General features: G+C 61.9%; 20 protein-coding genes and 1 pseudogene. All 21 read right to left on the bottom strand.

Annotated features, from left to right (window positions below; translation table 11 throughout):
• Nucleotides 1-612, bottom strand: a pseudogene (locus AC1DT6_RS34135) (hypothetical protein); the annotation flags it as partial.
• Nucleotides 609-1,100, bottom strand: a complete 492-nt coding sequence (locus AC1DT6_RS34140) for a DUF3304 domain-containing protein (protein ID WP_441631774.1) — start codon at nt 1,098-1,100, stop codon at nt 609-611. The pseudogene AC1DT6_RS34135 and the gene AC1DT6_RS34140, both read right to left, overlap by 4 nt.
• Complete coding sequence (locus tag AC1DT6_RS34145) at nt 1,097-1,627, bottom strand: DUF3304 domain-containing protein (RefSeq protein ID WP_441631776.1); 531 nt, start codon at nt 1,625-1,627, stop codon at nt 1,097-1,099. Before AC1DT6_RS34145 ends, AC1DT6_RS34140 begins: the two co-directional genes overlap by 4 nt.
• A gap of 149 nt (nt 1,628-1,776) precedes the next feature.
• On the bottom strand, nt 1,777-5,631 hold the full coding sequence (gene tssM, locus AC1DT6_RS34150; RefSeq protein WP_441631778.1) for a type VI secretion system membrane subunit TssM: 3,855 nt from the start codon (nt 5,629-5,631) through the stop codon (nt 1,777-1,779).
• 13 nt (nt 5,632-5,644) lie between these two features.
• The gene (gene tssL / locus AC1DT6_RS34155) at nt 5,645-6,994 is read right to left on the bottom strand and encodes a type VI secretion system protein TssL, long form (RefSeq protein WP_477111909.1); all 1,350 of its coding nucleotides are present in this window, start codon (nt 6,992-6,994) and stop codon (nt 5,645-5,647) included.
• Between the two features lie 53 nt (nt 6,995-7,047).
• Complete coding sequence (gene tssK, locus AC1DT6_RS34160) at nt 7,048-8,388, bottom strand: type VI secretion system baseplate subunit TssK (protein ID WP_477115332.1); 1,341 nt, start codon at nt 8,386-8,388, stop codon at nt 7,048-7,050.
• Between the two features lie 4 nt (nt 8,389-8,392).
• Nucleotides 8,393-8,932, bottom strand: coding sequence for a type VI secretion system lipoprotein TssJ (gene tssJ / locus AC1DT6_RS34165; protein WP_441631784.1), 540 nt, complete (start codon nt 8,930-8,932; stop codon nt 8,393-8,395).
• A 3-nt stretch (nt 8,933-8,935) separates the two neighbouring features.
• Nucleotides 8,936-9,217 carry a PAAR domain-containing protein gene (locus AC1DT6_RS34170; protein WP_441631850.1) on the bottom strand — a complete coding sequence of 94 codons (282 nt, stop codon included), beginning with the start codon at nt 9,215-9,217 and terminating at the stop codon, nt 8,936-8,938.
• 222 nt (nt 9,218-9,439) lie between these two features.
• Entirely contained in the window at nt 9,440-10,978 is a 1,539-nt protein-coding gene (locus tag AC1DT6_RS34175; RefSeq protein WP_477115333.1) for a T6SS phospholipase effector Tle1-like catalytic domain-containing protein, read from the bottom strand.
• Between the two features lie 134 nt (nt 10,979-11,112).
• Complete coding sequence (locus AC1DT6_RS34180; protein ID WP_477111910.1) at nt 11,113-11,568, bottom strand: DUF3304 domain-containing protein; 456 nt, start codon at nt 11,566-11,568, stop codon at nt 11,113-11,115.
• A gap of 151 nt (nt 11,569-11,719) precedes the next feature.
• Nucleotides 11,720-12,172: a DUF3304 domain-containing protein gene (locus AC1DT6_RS34185; protein ID WP_441631790.1), complete on the bottom strand. Its 453-nt coding sequence runs from the start codon at nt 12,170-12,172 to the stop codon at nt 11,720-11,722.
• 98 nt (nt 12,173-12,270) lie between these two features.
• A complete protein-coding gene (locus tag AC1DT6_RS34190; RefSeq protein ID WP_441631792.1) occupies nt 12,271-12,723 on the bottom strand; it encodes a DUF3304 domain-containing protein in 453 nt (150 codons plus the stop codon).
• Between the two features lie 181 nt (nt 12,724-12,904).
• On the bottom strand, nt 12,905-13,639 hold the full coding sequence (locus AC1DT6_RS34195) for a DUF3304 domain-containing protein (RefSeq protein WP_441631794.1): 735 nt from the start codon (nt 13,637-13,639) through the stop codon (nt 12,905-12,907).
• Nucleotides 13,636-14,091, bottom strand: coding sequence for a DUF3304 domain-containing protein (locus AC1DT6_RS34200; RefSeq protein WP_441631796.1), 456 nt, complete (start codon nt 14,089-14,091; stop codon nt 13,636-13,638). Before AC1DT6_RS34200 ends, AC1DT6_RS34195 begins: the two co-directional genes overlap by 4 nt.
• 138 nt (nt 14,092-14,229) lie before the next feature.
• Nucleotides 14,230-14,688, bottom strand: coding sequence for an inner membrane protein YiaA (gene yiaA, locus AC1DT6_RS34205; protein ID WP_441631798.1), 459 nt, complete (start codon nt 14,686-14,688; stop codon nt 14,230-14,232).
• Between the two features lie 91 nt (nt 14,689-14,779).
• On the bottom strand, nt 14,780-15,664 hold the full coding sequence (locus AC1DT6_RS34210; protein ID WP_441631800.1) for a DUF4123 domain-containing protein: 885 nt from the start codon (nt 15,662-15,664) through the stop codon (nt 14,780-14,782).
• Nucleotides 15,665-15,678: 14 nt separating this feature from the next.
• Nucleotides 15,679-18,162, bottom strand: coding sequence for a type VI secretion system Vgr family protein (locus AC1DT6_RS34215; RefSeq protein WP_441631802.1), 2,484 nt, complete (start codon nt 18,160-18,162; stop codon nt 15,679-15,681).
• A 124-nt stretch (nt 18,163-18,286) separates the two neighbouring features.
• On the bottom strand, nt 18,287-18,772 hold the full coding sequence (locus tag AC1DT6_RS34220) for an Hcp family type VI secretion system effector (protein ID WP_441631804.1): 486 nt from the start codon (nt 18,770-18,772) through the stop codon (nt 18,287-18,289).
• A 126-nt stretch (nt 18,773-18,898) separates the two neighbouring features.
• Entirely contained in the window at nt 18,899-20,392 is a 1,494-nt protein-coding gene (gene tssC / locus AC1DT6_RS34225; protein ID WP_441631806.1) for a type VI secretion system contractile sheath large subunit, read from the bottom strand.
• Nucleotides 20,393-20,441: 49 nt separating this feature from the next.
• Nucleotides 20,442-20,975 (bottom strand): type VI secretion system contractile sheath small subunit, encoded by a 534-nt coding sequence (tssB, locus tag AC1DT6_RS34230; RefSeq protein ID WP_441631808.1) that lies wholly within the window; start codon nt 20,973-20,975, stop codon nt 20,442-20,444.
• A 39-nt stretch (nt 20,976-21,014) separates the two neighbouring features.
• Complete coding sequence (gene tssH, locus AC1DT6_RS34235; RefSeq protein ID WP_441631810.1) at nt 21,015-23,747, bottom strand: type VI secretion system ATPase TssH; 2,733 nt, start codon at nt 23,745-23,747, stop codon at nt 21,015-21,017.
• Nucleotides 23,748-24,059 lie beyond the last annotated feature (312 nt).

The following is a 24,059-nucleotide window of genomic DNA, read 5'->3' on the forward strand; positions in this document are numbered from 1 at the left end:
GCGCAGCTTCTTCGACAGTTCCTGCGTCAGCGGCGCGAACCAGTCCTTGCGCTTGCGCGGCGGGTCCTCCGGGTCGGGCCGCTGCTGGTGGTCGACGCGGCGCTCGTAGTCCTTGATCTTCGCGGCGATCTCGTCATCGTCCATCATGGACTCGCCGCCAAAGGCCGCCCGGTGCACGGCGTTGTAGATCTGCATCAGGCCCCACAGGATGCGGGCCTGCCCGCCGGCGGCGAAGGCCCGCCCGTAGGTGCTTTCGCCCATCTCGCCAATTTGCGGAAAGGGGGTGCCCACGCCTGGCAGGTAGACGCGGTAAAAGTACTCGCCCTCCCCCGGCGTATTTCCCTCTTCAGCAGGATAGGCATTGTGCAGGCGAACGATATTGCTATGAAAGCGCTTGGCGGGTTCCGGTTTTTTGTAGTCCCGCTCCATGTTGTTGTTGGTGCCGTCGAAGAACAGCCCCACGTTGACCAGGATCTGGCAAACCGGCTGGCGCACGAACGTGCAGGCGGGCTTGGTCCCCAACACGCGGAAAACCTCGCGCGGCGTCAGGCTGCAGCATTCGGCCGGATCCGGCGGGAGCGTGCGGTCGGGGGCAGCGATATAGCGCTTCATTGTTGGGGCTCCTTCGATTTGTTTGGATTAACCGGATAGGGAATGGGGTGGTTGAGGCTATGTGAGTCGTAGCGCGCCGACACGACCACGCGGACCACGTCGTTCGGATAGATGTGGGCATAGATGGTGCCTGCCTTGGTGTAGGGCTCGACCTCGACCACCTTGCTCCCATAGAGGATCTTGGCCCCGTCACGGGCCTTCCACTCGACGGTCACCTGCAGCCCGGGACGGTAGACTCGCGGTACGCCCACGCAACACGTTCCCGAGGTGCTGCCGTAGGCACGCATATTGCCGCCCCATTGCCCATCGATGGAAAACCCATCCATGTAGTTGCCGGTGTGGTTGACCCCGCCAAGCGAGGCATAGACAAACTTGTCGGAGCGGTCAGTCGAGATGCCGCTGCCACCGGCGCAGCCGGCCAGAAACAGGGACAGGAGAATGGCCTTGCCGAGGGCAATGCGCCGCGGTGCTGCGATATCGCATTTCATTGTTGGGGCTCCTTCGACTTGTTCGGATTAACCGGATAGGGAATGGGGTGGTTGAGGCTATGTGAGTCGTAGCGCGCCGATATGACCACGCGGACCACGTCGTCCTGGAAGATATGGGCATAGATGGTGCCGGCCTCGGTGTAGGGCTCGACCTCGGCCACCTTGGTCTTGACGACATCGGTCCTTCCCTCGGGCGCGTTCCAGCTCACCTTGACCTGCATGCCGGGACGGTAGACCCGCGGCACGCCCACGCAACACGTTCCCGACGTACTGCCGTAGGCATCCATATTGCCGCCCCATTGCCCATCGATGGAGAACGAATGGATGTACTTGGCGGTGTGATTGACCCCGCCCAGCGAGGCATAGACGAACTTGTCGGAGCGGTCAGTCGAGATGCCGCTGCCGCCAGCGCAGCCGGCCAGCAGCCAGGCCAGAAGGGCCGCCACCCGGCCTACGTTGCATCGGGTCGTCGCCTGCAGGGTGCGGCCCCACTGGACCAGATCATTCTGCCCGGTCTTCTGTCGCATCTCTTCTCCTGACGCGGGAGGGCATGTGTTGCCTGAGTGGGATCGTCCGGGGCGCGCCGCCGCGACGCCGCTACCGGACCCGGCAGCGCACTACGGCTAACAAAGCCCGCCCGTGCGGGCCGCTTTGCCGTAGACCTGCGGCACCGTGATCAGCCTGACCTCCCGGGGCATTGGAAGCCTTGCAGCAGGCCGGTGGTCCATGGATTGGCGAGACTCCCGGTGTTGATGTCGAGCTTGGCCTTGCGGCCGTCGAAGTCATACTCCGCCAGGAAGTGGCTGGCGGTGGCAGAGCCAGCAAGCTTGCCCTTGGCGATGACACGCATCAGTGCCCATGGGCCGTTGGCGGTCAACGCGGAGGTATCCGGGCGAATTCGCGGACTGGCGATGATTTCGGCCGCCTGCCCGCCGCGCGGGCCAGGCCAGGTCACCTTGAGCGGAATCACCGGGCCGTGCACGTAGCGCTGGCTCTGGCCATCGAAATCCATGTTGAGCTCGACGATCTGCGGATCGAGCTCAACCACCTTCAGATCCACCTTCCACGCCATTTTTCTGGCTCCCGGTTCACGGAAGAACACCTCGCGGATCTCCTTGGCGCGCTGGAACGGGACCAGGCTCGGGCCGGCGACCGGCGGCACGTCCGGCGCGGTCAGCCTGTAGCGCCAAGGCGAGATGGTGGTGTCCACGTGCGGGGCCAGCACCTTCTGGAAGAAGTCGTCCAGCACGCCACCGTTGGCGAAGACGCGGGCGAAGTCCTCCGGGTCCACGTCCTGCACCGAGGTTGGCGTGAACGGATACTTGCCGTCGATGGCGCTGCGGCAGGTTTCGCCGATGACCGCGTCCATCTGGGCGATCAGGATGTCGCCCACGCCCTTGTTGACGTCCCGGGTGCCCTGCACCACCAGGTCCGCCAGCACCGCCTTGAACGGCGCCGGCAGCTTGGCGGCTTCCATGCGCAGTTGGTCCCCGGCATCCGCCGGGGGTGGCAGGTTGCGGGTGTTCAGCGCGTTGTTGGCCACCACCAGGCTGGTGTAATAGGCATTGACCATCCCGGCGATGGCATCCAGCTGCGGCTTGCCGCCGGCGGCTTGCGCGCCTGGGGCCGCCGTGTCCGCCTGGCCGGTGACCACCTCGCGCAGCGCGGCGAAGCGGTTGTCGACCACCTCGCGTTCCTGGCGGGTTTCGGCACGGGCAGTCAGGGCGTTGACCTTGTCGGTCGTCTTGTCCAGCATGGACAGCGCCTTCTCGGCGAGAGACTTTTCCTCGGGATCGAGCGGGCGGCTGAGCGTGGTTTCCTGCACCGCCACCCGGCCCAACCGGGCCAGCGGCGAGTCCGGCGCGGCGAAGTTGCGCAGGATTTCCAGGTCGAAGGCCAGGTTGTTGCCTGTGACCGTACGGATATCGCCAAGGAATGTCTCCCAGTGCTGGGCATACTCGTTCAGGTACAGGCGACGGATCTCGCGCGTCAGCGGATCGCTACCGGTCAGCTTGCCCGCGGCGCTCTCAAGCGTTTTTTTTTGAGCGCCGGGCCCTGTCCCCCGCCCCATCACCCACGCATCGATGGCCTGGGCCTTGCCGACGAACTCTGGCAGCCGTGCATTGAACACGTCATGGTAGCCGGCGTAGGTGAAGATCCCGGGGATGCCCCGCTCCAGCGGCTCACCGCTCGCGCGGGTAAAGACCGTGCCCGCCTGGGGCCCCACCGCGCGCACCAGCGTGAAATCCTGCGGCGCCTCCTCCATCATGGCCGCCTTGGCCCGGTCGTACAGGCGTTCGATAGAGGTATCGCCGTCCAGAAAATCGCGCGCCGAACGGATCAGGGCCTCGTTCTTCGCGTAGGGCGACTGCACCGCCCGGGTGCCGTCCAGCAGGCTGTCCAGGTGCTCGATCACCGCTACCCGGCCACCGAAGGCATCCGCCGCGTTGCCCGTCGCCCAGTCGCTTTGCACCCAGCTGCGCACGTCGGATGCATGGAACTTGTCCTTGTCGTGCAGCATCAGGTAGACACGCAACGTATCGTAGGTCTGCCTGGCGTCGCGCTGGCTGACGGCGGTGGACAGCACGGACTCGACCCGGCGTACCAGGTATGGCACCAGCAGGTTGTCCTCCAGTGTGGTATGGGTCTGCGTGGCCGCGCCCAGCAGGGGCGGCACACTATAGAGTCCGTAGTGCCAGTCCGTCGATGGGTCGGCGAGATTCAGCCCGGCGTGCGCGGGCAGGTCGCGGGCGGCCGCCAGCACCTCGGGCATCCCGTCCGGCTGTGCCTTCTTGTAGTACGCGGTCAGCGTGGCGGCCAGCGCCGAGGCTTTCTCCCCCTCCGCGGCCACGTAGTTCGCGTTGTGGCCGAAGCTCTTGTACAGGGCGCCAACCAGCCACAGCAAGATCACCAGCGTCAGCGCATGGCCGAGCAGGGCCAGCATGCGGAAGTGAAACTCCCAGCGCAGGTTCGGCTTGACCAGATTCGCCTCGGGCACGAGGATGCGCTTGACTACCTCCTGGAGAAAATAGCTTCGATTGCCGATCGCCTTGGTCTTGTCCACGGCGATGCCGTCGCCAATGCCCGGATGTCCACCCAGAACGCGAAAGCCGCCCTCCCCTCGCTCCAGCCTGCGATGGACGCCGCTATAGTCACCGACCACCGCGTGCTCCGACTGCGTCGCACTGGTGAAATACACCCCACGCAGCATATGGCGCCGCTCGGTATCATCGAAGCGCGAATCCAGGAAGATCTGCTCCATCATCTCCACAAGCGGTTGCGTCAGGCTCGTAAACTCTGAGCGCAACGTCAACAAGCGTTGGCGCCGGACCGCGTCAAATTCATCACACATCCGATTGTTGATCTCATCCCGCAGGTGCCCGGCCAAGCGTTCCATCTCGTCACGGCAGCGCTCCAGGAGGTCAACCGCAGGCTCGCCACGCTTACGCTTCTTGTCCCCGTAGGGGAGCGTGAAGCCCCAGGGCTGCGCACGCCCCTCGCTTGACAAATCCTGGAAATATTCAGCAAAGCCCGCCAACTGATCGAGCTTGGTAATGAGCACATAAACCGGGAACTGGATGCCAAGATCTCGCCGCAGCTCCATCAGCCGGGCGCGCAGCAAGGCTGACTGTGCCACCAGTTCGTCGGGCGAGCGCGTAAGCAGGTCGGTAATGCTGATGGTGAGCAGCACGCCATTGATGGGAGCCCGCGTACGGTACTTGCGCAACAGGCCCAGGAAACCCTGCCACTCGGCCGAATCGGTTGTGGGACTCACCCCATGCGTGGCATACCGGCCGGCCGTGTCAATCAGGACCGCATCGTTGGTGAACCACCAATCGGCATGAACGGTAGCCTTGTGCGCACGTGCGGCCGCGCTCATCTGCTCCGCAATGGGAAATTGCAGACCGGCATTGAGCAACGCCGTCGTCTTTCCCGCGCCTGGCGAACCGAGCACCATGTACCACGGCAGTTCGTACAGGAAGCGCTTGCCCTCGAGCAAGCCGCGAAGCCCCCCCAAGCCGCGCATCCCCTTCAGTTTCTGCACCGCGCTCTGCATGGCCCGATCGACGATAGCAATATCCTTCTTTGCTACCACCTCCTTGGGCTCTCCGCCAATCCTCAGCACCCGCTGGAGAAACAGGTTGTCAGTGCGGGCACGCCTGATCAGCAAATACAGCGCGTAGGCGGCGAACAGGAAAACGATGACCGATATCAGCACGATGCGCACCGATGCCGGCGCCAGCGGCTTCCCGGCGCCAACGGCCAGCAGCGGCCCCGCATGCCAGATCAACAGGCATAGCGCGGCGGCGCCGACGGCGGAAATCGGCAGGCCAACCAGCCAGAACAGTAGCAGCGTCATCAGCAGCACAATGATCACGACGCGCATGCCAACACCGGCCAACGGCTGCATGCCGTTGAAGCCGAGGAGCGGACCGATGAACCAGATGGCCGCCGCTACGACCAGGACCGCCAGGAGCGCGAATGCCTGTCGGGAAAACAACACCGCGCCAATACGTTTCAGAAATTCCATCCCTTGACCTCGGTTACTGCGTAACGACGATTTCAACCCGGCGATTCTTCGCCCGGTCGGCTGGCGTCTTGTTGCCGGTGAGCGGCTCGGTATCGCCCTTGCCGATCGCTTCGAGGCGCCCTTTGGCTACCCCCTTGCTCGCCAGATACTCCGTCACCGTGGCGGCGCGCTCCTCCGACAGTGCCTGGTTCGATGGATACTTTGGTGTCCTGATGGGTACGTTGTCGCTGTGGCCGATCACGGTCACCTTTCCGGTCACCTTGTTGATCTCCGCGGCTACCTTGTCCAGCAGCGGCAGGACCTTGCTACTGACCTCGGCCCGTCCGCCGCCGAACATGTCGTCGCCGCGGAAGGTGACGGCACTGCGCGTTGCATCYTCCTTCACGCTGACAACCCCGCGCGCAATTTCCTCCTTGAGCAGTTCAGCCAGGCGCAGCGCCCTCGGCGGCTCCGGCGGCGCGATCTTGCCGATGGCGAGGATCTGCTGTTCGACTTCGTGCGTACGGACCAGCAGTTGGTACTTGAACCAGGCGAATAGCCCAAACAACACCAGCGCCGACACGGAAACCGTCACCCACACGGGCAACGATCGCAACGGCCTCAGCCGGCCCGCGGGCTCGCCACGCCAGTGCGGGGAAAGCTCCCGCGGTACCTCCCCCCGCTTGCTGGAGATGAGACTGAACAACCGCTTCCGAATGGCATCCAGTTGCTGGTGCCCATCGGTCTGGCTGACATATCGGCCGATAAACCCCAGCGACAGGATCTGGTAGAACATCTCGATCAGGTCCAGATGCTCATCGGGGCTGGCCAGCAACCGGCCAAGCAGCAGGAAGCACTTGTTTCCGCCTTCGGTATCCTGATGCAAGCTGACCAGCAAGCTGTGTTGCGGCCAGCCGTCTCCCCCCCATGCTTTGTTGTGCGCGGCCTCGTCCAGGGCTGTGCAAAGCAGGTAGTGCGCACCCACGACGTGTTCACGCCGGATGTTGGCGCGCTCGCAAAGTTGCTGAAATCCCTGCAGCTCTTCCACCAGGAGGAGGCGCAGCGCCAGGGCAGCACTCATGTCAGGCGTCGCCTCGCCAGACTTCGCCTCGTCGGGCTTCGGTTCGTCAGGCGTCGCTTTGTCAGGCTTCTGCGCTTGCGTCACCGGCAGCTTGTCCGGCATTCCGGCCAGCGCCAGCATGAGCGGCTGCGCAGCTTCCAGCAGGGGATTCGGCGCCTTCCCGACGCGCGCGAGTTTTTGCTCAAGGGTCTCTGGCGCTCGCCATTCCCACGGCCTGCGCGGCGGGGAGGCCGGCTCGGCCGCGGCCGGCCCGGGGCCGGCCGGGCGCTTTTCCTCGGCCGGCGGTTGCTGGCCGTCCTGCACAGCAGGCTGGATCTTGCTATCCGGCGCCAGGGATGCCGGATCGATTGGCTTGTTCATCGTACCCCCCAAAGTTCAAGCCGCAGCCCGGGAAAGTGGCCCGCGACGTGCATGGCAAGACCGCCGAAATTGGCCACCTGCTCCCACAGCGGATGGCTCTGCGTCAACTCGAAATAGATGTGGCCGGCATTGAACGGGATCTGACGCGGTGGCACAGGCAAGCCCTGCAGGGGAATCCCTGGCAGGTGCGAACGGATCAGCTCCGGCACCCGCTCGGCTGGGCCCACCTTGACCTGTGCCGGAAACTGTTGCTGCAGCGCATCGGCGGGCATCTGAGCGAAGACGGCAAGGACAAACGTCGAGAAGCGCTGAATCTCCGCAGGCTCCAGCACGGCAAGCCGGAAGCCGTGCGGCTGGTCGAGCAACTCGATACGCCGCGCCCCACGTTCCAGCACGACGTTGAGCAAGTAGCGCAGGTCATCGACCAACGGCTTGATGCAGGTATGCGGCTCCCCGTGCTGATACGGATCGTACTTTCGCGGACGCCGCGTGTCGGTTCGCACAAAGGTCGAGAGCTCACCTGCCAACGCGCAAAGGTGCAGATAGAGCGTTTCCGGCGACGCCGCCTTGGCGTCCAGCAAATGCGTCAGTACCGGCTCATAGCGATTGAGCAGCTGCAAGATGAGGTATTCCGATATCTCCGCGGCATCCCCGCCTCGGGTGCTCCCCGCGGTGAGATTCTCGGCCATCGAATTGGCGCGCAGGTGCAGCAAGCCGTGGATTTCCGTCAGCCACGTCATCAACTGGCCGCTGGCCGGGTACACGTTGACGGGCGGTATCAAGCCAGGGTCCAGCTTGGCACTGCCATCGGCTCGAATCTCCGTGACCCTCGCCAATGGCAACCCGATCCACGACTTCGTCAGTTCCTTCCCTGGAAGCAACCGAAGCCTGAGGTCCGAAAGCTGGACCAGCTTGGGACCCTGTGCAATCGAGTTCGCGTCCAGCAGATCCTCCTCGAATGCCCGGTATCGCGCTAGCGAGTCCGTAGCCTCGCCGAAGCTCGTCTCCTCCGCATTCGGTGTGCGAATCGGCACGGCCAGGTAGATGACCTGGTTCAGGTGCTCATGGAGCAGCGCCAGCGGCGCGGGGAGCATGGTGTGCGCGGGTGCATCAAAGGGCGTGCCATCCTGAAACACACCCGCCGCTCCGGACACCACCAGTTTGCCTAGCGCGAGCGCTTCCGCATCGATCCCATATTCATGGAAGCCCCAGAAAAACGGGCTCAGGGCAGCAGCGCGCTTGTGAGCGTAGTGCTCAAGATAGCGCTCSTGCTGTTGAAATAGCTGCGGGCGCAGGAAGAGCCCTTCGCTCCAGACGACTTTGTTGTACCAGCTCATGAAATCAGTCAGGTTTAGTAATTGTGATGGTCTGCTGGTCCAATGCGACTTGCAGCTTGATCTTGCGCGCCGGAACGACGGCTCGGTACCAGGCAATCTCCGGTGCCGGCGGCAACTTGAAGATGGAGCGCCAGGTGGCCTGGCCAAGGTCCCGGTAGCCGACCAGAAAGCCGATTGCCTTGGTGTCCGGATTCAGCTTGCGCTCGATATCGCGCGATTCTCCCGGGCGGAGAATGAATTCATCCCGCACCAGCAGATCCTGCGTCAGCAGCGTCTTGTCTGACTTATCCAGGGAGAAATAATCGGCGCTCTCGAAGGCGATCTCGGTCTTGAGTTCATAAACGCGCACCAGCACAGGAGACGCCCGCCCCTTGTCGTCGGGATTGACCGTCGACTTCGCCTCGATGGCAAGATCGAGCTTCATCTGCTCGTTTTGGGCCGGAGCGCTCGCGCACCCCGAAAGCAGCGCGAGTGCAAGCCCACCTGACGCCAATAGCGCGCGCCGGTATCCGCTAACCAACGGCCGCTCCATGATTTGCGCCATGCCTTACCCTCCGACCACGCCCGGCAGGCTGCCGATCAGTTGGCAACCGCATTCCGTGCGATGACCGTCCAGCGCCGCGGGCCATCCGCCGATCAGGAATTTTTCGTCACCTTCCACAATCTTGTTGATGCCGTGAGGCCGACCGTCCGGATACCGCTGCGGGCAATCCACCAGATCCCCCTTGCGGGCGACCGGCCGTCCCCGCAAGAGATGTTTCTCCGAACCGGAGATCACCTTGCCACCGTGTGTCGTCGTGTCTCCGACGGTAATGAGTTTTTTTCCCATCATGCTTTCCAAAGTAAGAGAATTCCAAGTCGCCGAAAGGCATCCACAAACACGCAGAGTCCTTGAATGAACGCCCGACTGTGGATCTGCAGGATGTGCATCAAGTCGCATCCGGGGAACCGGGCGGCAGATACGCACTGCGCGCCCGCCATAGAACAAAGATGTCGTTCGCCCCTTCGCACTGAGCGACTTCTACGATCCCAGGCAAACTCCGAAGCACAGTTACCCGTTTTTGTCGAAGATCTTTCGGAATTTCATTAGGCCCATGCCATTGACCGCGTGTTCGTTGACGCCCATATCAATGAAGCCCGCCATCGAATCGTGGACATAGAGGTCGAACAAGCGCTCCACCGGGGGCGACAGCCGGTTGATGTCGATGTGGTCGACGATCTTGTAGAGATGCTGCATCTTGATATCGCTCGGCTTGCCGAACATGGCGGAGTGATATGTTTTGGCCGTCTTAGGGTCGTACAGAGGATCATTCGGCGGAACGCGGTGCATCAACTCGGCTAGCCGAATCAACACAGTCATTGATGTCTTATCGAGATGGCTCTTGTGCTCAGGCGACGCCGACTGGTACCAGGGCCGGTCCTGGTAGGTGGCGCGGTACTTGAAGCGGTAGCTGAAATACAGTCCCATGTGCCTCGCATGCACTTCCTCCACCGGCCCGCTCCCCATCGCGCTGGCTTGCAGGTAGTTGTTGAAGTCCGAGATAACGTGGGCTGCCGGAGTCAAGTCAGCACGATCGTTGGCCTGAAGTTCCTCCCAGTGCATGAGCGGCACGCCCGCCTTTAAGGCCTCCTGGTACATATTTGCACCAGGAATCGTGCTCATGAAACTGTCCGTAGCGCGCGAGATACCGAGTGCGCCAGGGGCATACCCGCCCCCAACATCGGAATGGGCGCCCGGATACATGACCTCCTTAGCGTTGGGCGGGTATGTTTCACGCACACGTACTGAATCCAACGGAAAGCAGGCGCGCACCTCGTGCCCGGCAACGTAGTGCACGCATTGCTCGATCGCAGGATGGATCTCCATCRTGTCGTCGGCCCACCCCTGATGGCCCTCCACAATGCCATTGGCAGACAAGTCCGCAAGCCCTACCGAGGCTACCGTGTCAAAGATGCCGAGAAAATGCAGGCGGATCGGAATGCCAGCAAATAGCCAGCCACCTTGCTGCTGTTCACAGACGTCAAACAGCCAATTTGCAAACGTGCGCGCCTGGGCCGCGCCACGCGAGAAGCCAAAGACCGATAGGTTGATCTGCTCAATCCGTGGCTTCTTGCCCCGAAGAGCTAGCTGGAGCTTCTCCTGCAAAAAGCGGAGTTCATTACGCCGCTGCCATCCGGGGCTGAAGATGCTTGATAGCTTGTCAACAATAGACTTCGCCTTGTCATCCGGGATCAAGACATCCTTGGTCACATAGTCGTATGGGGAATTCAACAGCTTGATGAATCCCCATAGGATGCGAGCCTCGCCGCCAGCGGCGGCTGCACTACCGAGCGTGCCGCCGGTATCGCCGACCTCTGCGAAGGGTGTCCCAACACCTGGAACGTAATGGGCATAGATGCCACTATCGGCGTCGTCCTTATGAGCATGGAAGAGCCGCACAACGTTGCTGTGCTTGCGGTTCTCTTGGGAAAACGACACCGGCAGCTTGGGCCGTACTCCAGACTTTATGGCTTTGACCTGCTCATCGGCGGGGACTCCCTCGTAGTCTTCCATACGGTTGTTGCCGGTACCGTCAAAGAAGATGCTCACGTTGACTTGTCCCGTGCAGGCGGGTGCACTGTCCTTAGGTAAAGTGCAAGCAAGCGCTGCTGCGCGCTGCATCGCCTCGCGCGGTGACAATGATCGAAGGCCACCTGTCGGAAAGAGATCTGGTGAGCTCGTTGTCATCGCTGCCCCCCTTTCCCGCGAGGCAAGGGATAGGGATAGTCCGGATGACCTGGCCTCTTCGTGGTCACCAGCACTTTGACCTCATCGCCTGGGAAAAAATGCACGGCAAAGCGGCCCATATCTTCAGGCATGTAAGGAGGCACCTCCACGATTCGATTCTTCCAAGGAATCGGGTTCGCATTCCGGTCTTCCGTCCACTTCACCGTGACCGTCATGCCCGGCTGCCATTCCCCCGGTACCGAAATGCAACAGACAAACTTGCCGCCGCCGCTGTGCGGATAGATATTCGGGCCGGGATAGCCATTGACGCTATATGCTGCAACATACTGATCCGTGTAGTTGTAGCCCACCAGGTCCATCGCGGTGGCAGGGCGACTGACAGCGCAGGCCGCGCCAAGCATCGCCATGGACACAGCAAGGGGGCGGAGAACAGACTGCATTCGGGTTCCCATCGACACGCTCCTATTTCGGGTTGATCTTGTTTGACTCTGGCATCTGAGGGATGCGCCCCGCCCCGTATCACCTTGAGCAGTCCAGTACTGGCGGTGGCTTTTCTTTTCGGCAGTGAGCAAGCCAGCGGGGACGAGTTCCAGGGATTTTCGATCATTTGTCTTTCCCTTCTCGCGGCGACGGATAGGGATAATCGGGGTGCCCGGGCCTTATGGTCGTAACCAGTACCTTCACCTCATCGTTTGGGAAGAAGTGCACCGCGAAGCGGCCCATGTCCTCAGGCTTGTAGGGGGGCACCTCCACCACGCGCGTTCGCCAAGAGATCGGGCTGGCGTTACGGTCTTCCGTCCACTTCACAGTGACCGTCATGCCCGGCTGCCATTCCCTTGGCACGAAAATGCAGCAAACAAAGCTGCCACCACCCGCATGCCGGAGAATATCGCCGCCGGGGTACCCGTTCACGACGTACATGGCCACATACTGGTTCGTGTGGTTGTATCCCACCAGGTCCATCGCGGTAGCAGGGCTGCTGACAGCGCAGGCTGTGCCCAGCATTGCCAGGGACACAGCAAGGCGGCAGAGAACAGACTGCATCCGGGTTCCCATAGATACGCTCCAATTTCGGGTTGAGCTTGACTCTGGCATCTTAGGGAGCACCCTGCCCCACATCACCTTGGTCGGGAAGAGTTCCGCGGATTGCGTAGTCATCGCCCGACACCTTCGTCAGGGTATGGATAGGGATAGTCAGGATGGCCAACAATCTTCGTTGTGACCAATACCTTTACCTCATCGTTGGGGAAGAAGTGCACCGCGAGATGACCTCGATCCTTGGACGTATAGGGAGGCACGTCAACAATGCGCGTTTTCCAGGGGATCGGGTTGGTGTTTCGCTTCCCCGACCATTTCACCGTGACTGTCATGCCGGGTTGCCATTCAGCGGGTACAGAAATGCAACAGACAAATTTTCCGCCCCCCTCATGCGGGTAGATATTTGCGCCCGGATAGCCGTTGACGCTATATGCAGCCACATACCGATCCGTGTAGTTGTAACCCACCAGATCCATGGCGATTGCGTGACTGGTTGCTGTGCACGCCGTGCCAAACGCCGCAAGCAGCAGTGAAAGACTGCGGTAGATTCTTCTAGGCCAGGAGTTCATGGCTATTCCTCGTGTCGATGCATATATTCCCAGTGCCATCGGAAAAGACCCTCACATTGAGTTACCCGGGGGCATTGTCCTGAGGCAAAGTGCTGGCTAGCCCCCGCCGCCCGCTGCATCGCCTCGCGCGGCGAAAGCGCGTGCAGGCCGCGAGTCGGAAAGAGCTCCGAGGATCGCGCGGTCATTTCTTGACACCTTCGTCGGGGTACGGATATGGATACTCGGGGTGACCAGCAGTCTTCGTCGTGACCAGCACCGTGACCTCATCGTTGGCTAAGAAGTGCACCGCGAGATGACCCCGATCCTTAGCCGTATAGGGAGGCACCTCCACCACACGCGTTTTCCATGGGATCGGGTTGGCGTTGCGGTCTCCCGTCCACCTCACCGTGACCGTCATGCCCGACTGCCATTCCCTAGGCACAGAAATGCAGCAAACGAAGCCGCCGCCGCCCGCATGTGGGTAGATGTTGGCGCCTGCAGAGCCATTGACGCTATATGCTGCGACATACTGATCCGTGTAGTTGTAGCCCACCAGGTCCATCGCGGTAGCAGGGCTGCTGACAGCGCAGGCTGTGCCCAGCATTGCCAGGGACACAGCAAGGCGGCAGAGAACAGACTGCATTCGGGTTCCCATCGACACGCTCCTATGTTGGGTTGAGCTTGACTTCGGCAGCCTAGGGCGTACCCTGCCCCGCACCACCTTGACCTGTCCGCTGGCGCCAATAGCCTCGTAGCCCTCCTGCTGATGGTTGCCAGCGCCGTCGAAGACGACACCCACATTTTCCCGTTCGGCACAGGCGGCCGCTTTGTCATTGAGCAATGTGCGGGACAGCACCGCGATGCACCGCATCGCCTCGCGTGGCGGCAGCGCGCGCAGGCCGCCAGTTGGGAATATCTCAGGGGATGGCGCGGTCATTTCCGGACACCTTCGCTGGGATAGAAATGGTAGGGATAGTCAGGGTGCCCAGGTGCTTTCGTTGTAACCAGCACCGTGACCTCATCGTTGGGAAAGAAGTGCACGGCGAGATGACCACGATCCTTGGCCGTATAGGGAGGCACATCCACCACCCGCGTCTTCCACGGGATCGGGTTGGCGTTACGGTCTTCCGTCCACTTCACCGTGACCGTCATGCCCGGCTGCCATTCCCCTGGTACCGAAATGCAACAGACAAACTTGCCGCCGCCGCTGTGCGGATAGATATTCGGGCCGGGATAGCCATTGACACTATATGCAGCGACATACTGATCCGTATAGTTGTAGCCCACCAAGTCCATAGCGGCAGCCCGATTTGCCATGGAACACGCGGCGCACAGCACGACAGCTAGCGGTGATAGACGAACGGAAATCTGTTTCCATCTGATGTTCATGCGAGCTCCGATCTCGGGCGTAACTGGCAACGTACGTTGCTACGATTCCAGCACCTTCAGGCACCGCATTGGCATGCGTGCGCCAGTAAGGACCGTCTCCGTGTGACGGCTTGGCGACCGTCGAGAACAACTTCGTACCTATCGGTCATTCCCTGGGTTTTCCTCCGGGAGCCGCACCAGATCGCTCTCGATGATGTGCGGCATGGCCGCCTGGATGTCGCGCGTGTTCTTCTGCACGGCAATCGCCCCGAAGAGCGCCAGGGCGAACGACATGCCATAGAAGCCCTTTTCGCTCAACGCCAAGTTGGCGTTGAATAGCCCGACACACAGCAAGAGGACAGCCAGCAGCACTGACACCCAGCTCAGGCCGTAGTAGATCGCCGTTACGGGAATGCCCTCGAGCTTGTCTCGTACGCTCTTTTGCACGGAGACGGCGGCAAACAGTCCGTAGACAAGCACCGTAAAGTAGTAGCCGCGCTCGTTCAGCTGCATTTCCGCGTTGAACAATCCAACAAGGAATGCGAGAAATCCTGCTAGCAAGGCGGCCCATGAGGACGCAACGAAGGCAAACGAAGGCTGTTGGGTAGTGTTTTTCATTTCACGTGTGTAAATGGGTTGGCGATACCGATGGATGCCGCACAGGCAAGTGCTACAACGTAATGGGGTGCCATCGCTAGCTTGAACATCTTCACGCCTTGAACGCATTGACCGCATTGACTGCCTCGATGGCTGCGGCGAGTTCCCCACGCGCCCAGCCCCGCTCCGCGATGAGTCGGAGGAGCTTCGGGTTCGTCAGGCCCTTGTGGTCGGTCTGTGTGTCAAAAATCCCCAGCGCAAGGATGTCCGGAAACGCGTCAATCTCCTGGGCGCGTGCAAACTCGCACACCGCCTTGATCTTCTCGAAGAATCCCGCCTTCGCCGTTGCCGGCAAGATCCCCGGCAACTGCCGGAACATGGCGTCGATGACCGAATCAGGTACGCCTCGCTCTAGCAGCTTGTTGAACTCCCGCCGCCCGAGCGCGAGCGGAAAGACAGGCGCGGCAATGGCATCCGCGACCGGAGCCTGCTCGAGCTGTCCTGCGCGATCGACGTACCACCATTCGCTTAGCTCATGGGTCAACGCCGCCCAGGACTCCTGACGGAGGACCTCCGGAAGCATCGGCAGCACCCGCGTGTCGGCAAAGCGCAGCAGCAGCTTCTGCCCATCCTCGGTCGAGACGCGCGCGCACTTCTGCCAATTCGGCTTGAGTTCGGCGGCATTCCTGGATGAGGCCACAATGCTGAACATTGGCCGCCCGGCGCAATGCCGTGCGAGGCCAAGAATCTGCTCCCTCAACACCTCGGCGCGCTCCACGATCAGCGGGATAAGAAGTGGGGAAACCTCGAGCATGGCGTCCAGCTCGTCGCAGGCATACAACGCTTCTGGCGAGCCGGGGTAATCGCGCCGGCCGCCATCGTGATCGAACGCACCATCAACGACCGCAGTCCAGTTTGCCTTGGGATTTGCCGAAACCAGCTCGATCAGCCTGGTGGAGACCTCGGCGAGGTTCAGTGGATCAACCGCGAAATACATGTATCCATCCCTCCCTAGACCGCAGCGAGCGCACTGCCCGACTTAAGTGCCTTGATGAAGCACTCGATGCAGAACGGCTTCGGTGTGACCGGCATCTGCATCGGCAAGCTCTGCTCTTCCGGCCAGGAGTGGTGCGCGGCGTGCGCGACGTATTTCCCCTCGGTCAGGTGCGTGATGCCGGCGGCCTCGTACTGGGTAAAGCTGCCGCCGCCACCGATCAGCAACTGCTTCTTTGCAATGACGCGAATGCTGTCCTCGGTGCTGATGATGCTGATGCCAAGCTTCGCAAGCAGTCCCATCGTGTCGTTCTGGGCCTGAATTTCAATGGGGCCACGGCTCGCGAACAGCTTGATGCCGAACTTGTGGGCACAGATGGAGACCAGCTCCCTGACGCTGGCGAGAAAGCTCTTCCCGACGTTGAGGGACATGTGCTCGCCCGTTGTCAGCGATGTGTGGAGCTTGCTGTGCAGATGCGTGCTTTCTTCAGCGGTGGCCGCGATGCCGGCGGCGCTCGACACCACAACGTGGGGAGACGTCAGTTCCCCGAGTGCCTCCCCGGATCCCTTGATGGCATCGTTCTGCTGCGCGATCGTCCTGGCGACGTCCTTCTGCTCTTCGTGCTGCGCCTGGGAGTTCGCCGACGCTTCCTCGAGGGCCTGGGCGATCTCCAGCGCGCCTTTGAGGCGGGCTATCGTCTCGCGCATATCCATGGCGTGGCTGCGGGCATTCATGCGTGCTTCGGTGCTGAGCAAGGCGCCCTTGGCGGAACGCAAGGCCATGTGGCCGTCGGTGCGAAGCTCGGCGCCCTCGCCGCGCTTGTCTTTTCTGCCTCCCGCATCGGGAATGCGGGTAATGTGGCCAACATTGAGCTGCGACAGCAAGTGGTCCGACGACAGCTGCGATTGAATCTCGCCCTGCGTGTCGTCCATCACCAGGTGGTTGTGCCGGCCACCGCCGATTTCCTTGGAGCGGAATCCAGACAGCGCGTGCTGGCCCGGCAAGTTCCAGGGCGGCATATTGAGCTGGTTCGGAACCCGCCCCACGATGATCGGCAGATCCGGATCGCCGTGCAGGAAGTCGACGATGACCTCCTGTCCGATACGGGGAATGTGGATGGCGCCGTACTGATCGCCGTGCCATGACGACGCGACGCGCACCCAGCAAGAGCTGTGCTCGTTGCGTTTGCCGTACATATCCCAATGCAGCTGGATTTTCACGCGACCGTACTGATCCGTCCACACTTCCTGAGATTCCGGCCCGACAACGGTTGCCGTTTGAGGCCCCGTTGTGCGGGGCTTTGGCTGCGTCCGGTCCGGGCGGAATGTTTCCGTGGTCGGCTGCACCTCGAACTCCACCGCGCAGCGCCAGCGCTGGCCCTGGCCGCTCTCCTCCGCGACTTCCTCGAGCATCAGCTTCGTCGCAAAGATCAGGTATTCACAGTTTGCCTTCTGCTCGGGATGCCGAGCCAGCGTGAACGTACAGCCCGGAACGACACCACGCAAGTTTCCCTTCCCATAGGCGAGACGGCCATGCTGACGCAACTCCTCCATGCGCATGCGGGCGGTCACATCTCCTTCCTGCCACGGGTCATTTCCGGTGGCGGGCTGCGCATGATCGCCGGGCCATTCATACATCTCCTGGTCGCGATGGCCCGTCTCGCGGGGCTGCTGCGTCTTTACCGTGAGGTCTGCTCTTGGCTTGACGAAGTCATAGTCGTTGGAGCGCCATTTCCCAGTCACCAGCTGGTCGACGACTGTGAAATCCGAGATATGCTCTTCATCCACGCGGTCCGCACTCGAATACCATTTGATCGTGTGATAGGCGCTGCTCGTGAATTTCCTGAACGCACCATTGCCGTCGGTCAGGATCAGACGGTGATGGCCCTCGCTATGCTCGAAGAACCAAGCGATGCCCCACTCCTCGGTGATGCGCTGGAAGAACTCGAAATCGGTCTCGCCATACTGGACCTGGTACTCTCGCCGCGGATACTGGACCAGGCTGAGCCGCTTTTCGACCGGAAAGTTGTAGTCCGCCAGCAGTTCATCGAGTATTTCGATGACGGTCTTCTGCTGGTAGGTCTTGTAGTCCATGGTCAGCGTGGCAAGCCAGAGCCACGGCCGCAGCACGAAGCGATAGACAAGGTGGCGGCCCTCCGGCGTCGGGCCAGACACGCGCGTCACCAGGCCGGTGATCTCGCGCTTGCCAGCGCCGAGCCGTCCCTCCAGACCGGCGCCTGCGCCATCCAGTTCGATCTCGATGGTCAGCTCGCGGCCTTCAAGGGCCTCCTTGTCGAGATTCGCGCCCGGCCCAAAGGCGAAGTTCTGATCGTCCGCCGTCTTGAGTTCCAGTTCGTATTCAAAGAGGTCGCAAAGCGCTTCCCTGCCACTGACGCGCACCACTGTCAGCGCCGGCTGCCCCAGTACCTCGGGAAGGCCGGGTCCTTTGACCGTGACGGTACGATGACTGCCGAATCCGGGGATGCTGAGGGACGAGACCATCTTCTTTCTCCTGTTGAAACGGGTACAACCGCTTTGAATACGAATCGCCTGTGACAACAATCGCCTGTGACAAACGAAAGTTGCCGTCCATCCGTCAGTGCCGTGAGCGGATGGACGGAGTCCGTCAAGCTTCCTTGTTGCCCTTGATGTCATAGCCGGCGGTCACGGCACCGCCGCTGCCGCCCTGGGCGTTTTGCACCACATACTCTTGCTTCACCTTGGAGAACGACAACGCYACCTTCTCGCGCATGCGCACTTCGTCGTCCACCGAACCCCTTGGACTCACCAAGGTGACGATCACATCGGTCATGGTGAGCTTCAGATACTCGAGCGGATTTCCACCGGCCTTGCGCACCACCAGAACGGCCTCGTTAATGTGCTTGCCCGTCAGGCAGTACTTCATCAGGTTGGGCGAGGCGCGATCGATGAAGTGCTCGAAGGTCATATCCGACACGGTCGCCTTGCCGGCACCGCCGCCGCTGCCTGCGTGCATGGTGGACTGCTGCTCGATGCTCCATTCCCAAGCCAGTACCTCGACCTCATTCTTGTGCGACGTGTCCTGCGACTCGCCGTCGATGCCATTGATCTTCAGGAAAATGTCCTGTGCCATTGCAAAGCTCCTTCACGTTAAGACAGGTACTTCAGACAAAAACCACAGCGGCTCCCCCGAGCCTGCCGGTCGCAGGCCCGTTCGGTAGAGTCCGTGGGGATTCGGTTTGGATTTGGCGGGTAAGCCTTAAGCCGCGTCCTTGACCGACGGCAGGCGGGCCACCAGGCGCAGCGACACCGTCAGGCCTTCGAGCTGGAAGTGCGGACGCAGGAAGAACTTGGCGCTGTAGTAGCCGGGGTTGCCTTCCATTTCCTCGACCACCACCTCGGCGGCGGCCAGCGGACGGCGGGCCTTGGTCTCCTGCGAGGAGTTGGCCGGATCCGCGTCCACGTAGTTCATGATCCATTCGTTAAGCCAGCGCTGCATATCCTCGCGCTCCTTGAAGGCACCGATCTTGTCGCGCACGATGCACTTCAGGTAATGCGCGAAGCGCGAGCAGGCAAACAGGTAAGGCAGGCGAGCCGACAAATTGGCATTGGCGGTTGCGTCGGCGTCGTAGTATTCGGCCGGCTTCTGCATGGACTGCGCGCCGATGAAGGCGGCATAGTCGGTGTTCTTGCGGTGCACCAGGGAAATGAATCCATTCTTCGACAGCTCGGCCTCGCGACGATCGGAGATCGCGATCTCCGTCGGGCACTTCATGTCGAGGCCGCCATCGTCGGTCGGGAAGGTATGGCACGGCAGGTTTTCCACGACACCGCCGCTTTCCACGCCGCGGATCAGCGTGCACCAGCCATAGAGCTTGAACGAGCGGTTGATGTTGACCGCCATCGCATAGGCCGCGTTGCTCCACACGTACTTGCGGTGATTGGCGCCATCGGTATCTTCCTCGAAATCGAATTCATCGACCGGGTTGGTCTTGATGCCATAGGGCAGGCGCGACAGGAAGCGCGGCATGGCCAGGCCCACATAGCGCGCGTCTTCCGAGTTGCGCAGGCCGTTCCACGGTGCATACTCCAGGTTCTGGAAGATCTTGGACAGATCTCGCGGGTTGGCCAGTTCCTGCCATGAATCCATCTGCAGCACGGACGGTGAGGCGCCGGCGATGAATGGTGCATGGGCGGCGGCCGAGATCTTGGCCAGCGACCCGAGCAGTTCCACGTCGGGCGGCGTGTGGTCAAAGTAATAGTCGGCGACCAGGCAGCCGTACGGCTCGCCACCGAGCTGGCCGTACTCCTCTTCATAGACGCGCTTGAAGAATGGGCTCTGATCCCAGCCGATGCCCTTGTAGCGGCGCAGAGTGCGGCGCAACTCCTCCTTCGACACGTCCATCACGCGGATGCGCAGCTTGTCGTCGGTCTCCGTGTTTGACACTAGGTGGTGCAAGCCGCGCCAGGCAGACTCCAGCTTCTGGAAGCTCTCGTGGTGCAAAATCAGATTGATTTGCTCCGAGAGCTTTTTGTCGATGGCGCCGATGATGGCCTCGATGCTCTTGTAAGCATCGTCGCTCATCGTGAACGCGCTGGCCAGCGCCTGTTCGGCCAGCGTCTTGACGGCCAGGTCGACCGCTTCGCGTGCCTGGTCGGTCTTGGGAGAGAACTCGCGGCTGATCAGTGCCGCAAAATCCGAATGCTCAGCCGTCGCGACGGCCTGTTGTTGTCTTTGTTGGGCGGAAACCATGGAATCCTTGCTTAATGAGGTTGTTCAGGTAGGCAAGCAGCCGAGCCAGTCAGGACTGCGGCGCCAGGGTGTCGCCGTGATTCGCCTCGGGCTTGGGTGCCTTGGCAAGCGACTGCAGCAGCGCCGGGTCTTGCAGCAATTGATTGATCAGCGATTCCGCCCCCGACTTGCCGTCCATGTAGGTCTGCAGATTGGCGAGCTGCGTGCGGGCTTCCAGTAGTTTCCGGAGGGCGTCGACCTTGCCGGCCACAGCCGCCGGCGAGAAGTCCTCGATGCTCTCGAACGTCATGTCAACCATGAGTTGCCCTTCGCCGGAAAGCGTATTGGGCACGGCAAAGGCCATGCGAGGCTTCATGGCTTTCATCCGTTCATCGAAGTTGTCGATATCGATCTCCAGGAACTTGCGATCGGCTACCGGCGGCAGCGGCTCGGCCGGCTTGCCCGACAGGTCGGCCAACACGCCCATCACGAAGGGCAACTCGATGCGCTTCTCCGAGCCATAGACTTCGACGTCGTACTCGATCTGCACACGCGGCGCGCGATTGCGAGCGATAAATTTCTGCGAACTGTTCACAACAGACATGGTTCTCCCCAGCGGGTTACAAGGACGTGCCGCACGGCTCTAGGCCGCTTCGGCTTTGGGATACGCCGGCCCAACAGGGTCGTGGCCCGGACGGTATTCGGCGTGATAGGTCAGCTCGGGCGAGCCGCTGCCGCTGCCGGGCAGTCGGATGTCGATGGCAGCCAACGGGCGTTTCTCCGACAGGGCGGACAGCCACAGCCGCGCGAGTTGCGGCTGGATGACCTGCTCGATGAAGCCGATCAGCTGCCGCGCGCCGGTCTCGCCAACCGGGCATCGTTCGACAATGGCGTCGACCACGGCACTGCCATAGGTGAGCGCGATGCCATGCTGGTTGTGCATGCGTGCCACCACGCGATCCAGATGCACCCGCACAATCCGGCCGAGGTTCCTGGCCGCGAGCGGGAGGTAGGGCACCACCACCAGCCGGCCCAGGAATGCCGCCGGAAACACTTTACGAAGTTCCGGCATCAGGGCGTCCCGCAGGGCGGCCGGCTCGGGCATCAGCGCGGGGTCTTCGCAGAGGTTCGCCAGCAGATCGGAACCCGCATTGCTGGTCAGCAGCAAGATGGTGTTCTTGAAGTCGATATGGCGCCCTTCCCCGTCTTCCATGTAGCCCTTGTCGAAGACCTGGTAGAAGACTTCGTGCACATCGGCGTGAGCTTTCTCGACCTCGTCGAGCAGCACCACGCTGTGAGGGCGTCGGCGCACCGCTTCGGTCAATACGCCCCCCTCGCCATAGCCGACGTAGCCCGGCGGCGCACCCTTGAGGGTTGATACGGTGTGTGCCTCCTGGAACTCGGAGAGGTTGATCGTGATGAGGTTCTGCTCGCCGCCATAAAGGGCGTCCACCAGCGCCAGCGCGGTCTCTGTCTTGCCAACGCCCGAGGGGCCGACCAGCAGGAACACGCCCACCGGCTTGTTGGGATCGGTGAGTTGCGCGCGGGCGGTCTGGACGCGCTCGCCGAGCTGCTCCAGTGCATGGTCCTGGCCAATGACGCGGGCGCCGAGCGTGCATGGCAACTGCATCACGGCGGCAACCTCATCGGAGACCATGCGTCCCACGGGAATGCCCGTCCAATCCGCTACGATCGCGGCTACCACAGCCTCATCCACCTCGGTGTAGACAAGCGGCGTCCCTGCCTGCGCCGCCCGCAGGGACGCCTCTGCCTCCGACAGCGGCAGCGCCTCGCCGGGTTGCTCCCCATCTGCGCCCTGCTGGCCTTGCGCGATGGCATGCAACTGTGCTTGCCTGCGTGTCACCAGCTCCACGGCCAGGGTCCGCTCCTTTTCCCAGCGCGCCTCGGCCGCCGCCAGATCGGCCTTGATCTGGCCGTGCCGGACCTGCGCGCCAGCAGTCGCGCGCAGGTCCGGCTTGCCGAATCCGCCCTCCTTGGCAAGCAGCGCGCACTCGGTCTCGGCCGCGGCCAATTGCTGGCGCAGGTGGTCCACGACCGCCGGCGGCGCATGCAGCGACAAAGCAACGCGCGCGCAGGCCGTATCGAGCAAGCTGATTGCCTTGTCGGGCAACTGTCTGGACGGAATGTAGCGATGCGACAATTTGACGGCGGCACGCACGGCCTCGTCGCGGATCCATACCTGGTGGTGCGCCTCGAAGGTGTCGACCAGCCCCCGCACCATCGAGACAGCCTTGGCCTCCTCCGGTTCCATGACCTGCAGAACCTGGAAGCGGCGCGTGAGCGCCGGGTCCTTCTCGATATGGCGCTTGTACTCGCTCCAGGTGGTGGCACCGATAGTGCGCAATGCCCCGCGGGCCAGCGCGGGCTTGAGCAGGTTGGCGGCGTCCCCCGTACCGGCATGCCCGCCAGCGCCAACCAGCGTGTGGACTTCGTCGACAAACAGAATCACTGGTTTGACAGACTTCGCGGCCTCCTCTAGCACCCCTTTCAGGCGCGCCTCGAATTCGCCTTTCATGCTGGCACCGGCCAGCAGCGCCCCCACGTCGAGACAGAGCAGCCGGATGTCTTTCAGGCTCGGTGGCACCTCGCCTGCTGCAATCGCCTGCGCCAACCCCTCGATGACGGCGGTCTTGCCAACCCCAGCCTCGCCGGTCAGCAATGGATTGTTCTGGCGGCGGCGCAGCAGGATATCCGTCATGGTTCGAATCTCGTGCTCGCGCCCGATCACGGGGTCAAGTCGGCCAGCGCGAGCCTCCTCGGTCATGTCCCGGCAGTATTGGCCCAACGCGGATTTGCCCGAGCCCGCGGGCGCCATCGCGCCACTGGCCTCACCCGGGGTGGCCGGTGCCAGCCCGCAATCGTCGTAGGCAGCTTCCCTGCTCTCCGGCGACTGCGCGACCAGTGCCGGGACCGACTCAACCAGGCCGTCAGCGTGCACGCGTGCGAACTGGCTGGATATCCCCAGGACCGTGCGGCGCAATTCGGGCGTCTTGAGCAGCGCAGTCAGCAAGTAGGCGCCACGCACCCGGTCATCGGCAAAAGCGAGCGTCGCGTACACCCAGGCTCGCTCGATCGCGGATTCAATCTGGAACGCGAAGTCGCTGATCGACGTGGCGCCAGCCGGCAGCGCCGCCAACGCCCGGGCCATGTCTGCTTCCAGTGCGGCCAAGTCGGCGCCMGCATGCCGCAGGATCCGTTGAAGGTCGCCATCAGGCGCCTGCAACAGCTGATGCAGCCAGTGCGCGAGTTCCACATATGGGTTGCCGCGCAGCTTGCAAAAGGCAGTGGCGCTTTCGATTGCCTGGAACAGGGTGGGATTGAGTCGGCCGAACAGCGCCTGACGCGAGATGTCCATTTGATGCCTTGCTCTGCTCTCTTCTGCATGGAGTGGCCTGCATGGGGTGGCTACGCAAAGCCCGAAGAGAATGTGAATTTAGTTCCTTTTTTAGAATATGAGCAAATCGCGTCACAGGTAAACACCTATTTTCCGAGAACGCTGGATTCCAACTCTTCACGGTCAGTCAATAGGACAAGTATTAAATTGAATTTCAAAATTCTTAACTCTCATCTGAATTCATAAGAAAATTCTTAACAATTAATTTACATTTTATTCGGTAACGATTTGCGATTATCATTCTGGCTCTTTGGATGGGGCTCCGGCCCGCCC

Source organism: Cupriavidus sp. 01L45 (assembly GCF_056399885.1).

Coding starts and splice junctions, on each gene's coding strand:
- AC1DT6_RS34170 (WP_441631850.1), bottom strand. CDS start 9,217: ATGGGAAAAAAACTCATTACCGTCGGAGACACGACGACACACGGTGGC.
- tssJ (WP_441631784.1), bottom strand. CDS start 8,932: ATGGCGCAAATCATGGAGCGGCCGTTGGTTAGCGGATACCGGCGCGCG.
- AC1DT6_RS34200 (WP_441631796.1), bottom strand. CDS start 14,091: ATGAACATCAGATGGAAACAGATTTCCGTTCGTCTATCACCGCTAGCT.
- yiaA (WP_441631798.1), bottom strand. CDS start 14,688: ATGAAAAACACTACCCAACAGCCTTCGTTTGCCTTCGTTGCGTCCTCA.
- tssC (WP_441631806.1), bottom strand. CDS start 20,392: ATGGTTTCCGCCCAACAAAGACAACAACAGGCCGTCGCGACGGCTGAG.
- AC1DT6_RS34185 (WP_441631790.1), bottom strand. CDS start 12,172: ATGGGAACCCGGATGCAGTCTGTTCTCTGCCGCCTTGCTGTGTCCCTG.
- AC1DT6_RS34140 (WP_441631774.1), bottom strand. CDS start 1,100: ATGAAATGCGATATCGCAGCACCGCGGCGCATTGCCCTCGGCAAGGCC.
- AC1DT6_RS34195 (WP_441631794.1), bottom strand. CDS start 13,639: ATGACCGCGCCATCCCCTGAGATATTCCCAACTGGCGGCCTGCGCGCG.
- AC1DT6_RS34190 (WP_441631792.1), bottom strand. CDS start 12,723: ATGAACTCCTGGCCTAGAAGAATCTACCGCAGTCTTTCACTGCTGCTT.
- AC1DT6_RS34145 (WP_441631776.1), bottom strand. CDS start 1,627: ATGCGACAGAAGACCGGGCAGAATGATCTGGTCCAGTGGGGCCGCACC.
- AC1DT6_RS34215 (WP_441631802.1), bottom strand. CDS start 18,162: ATGGTCTCGTCCCTCAGCATCCCCGGATTCGGCAGTCATCGTACCGTC.
- tssB (WP_441631808.1), bottom strand. CDS start 20,975: ATGTCTGTTGTGAACAGTTCGCAGAAATTTATCGCTCGCAATCGCGCG.
- tssM (WP_441631778.1), bottom strand. CDS start 5,631: ATGGAATTTCTGAAACGTATTGGCGCGGTGTTGTTTTCCCGACAGGCA.
- AC1DT6_RS34210 (WP_441631800.1), bottom strand. CDS start 15,664: ATGTATTTCGCGGTTGATCCACTGAACCTCGCCGAGGTCTCCACCAGG.
- AC1DT6_RS34180 (WP_477111910.1), bottom strand. CDS start 11,568: ATGGGAACCCGAATGCAGTCTGTTCTCCGCCCCCTTGCTGTGTCCATG.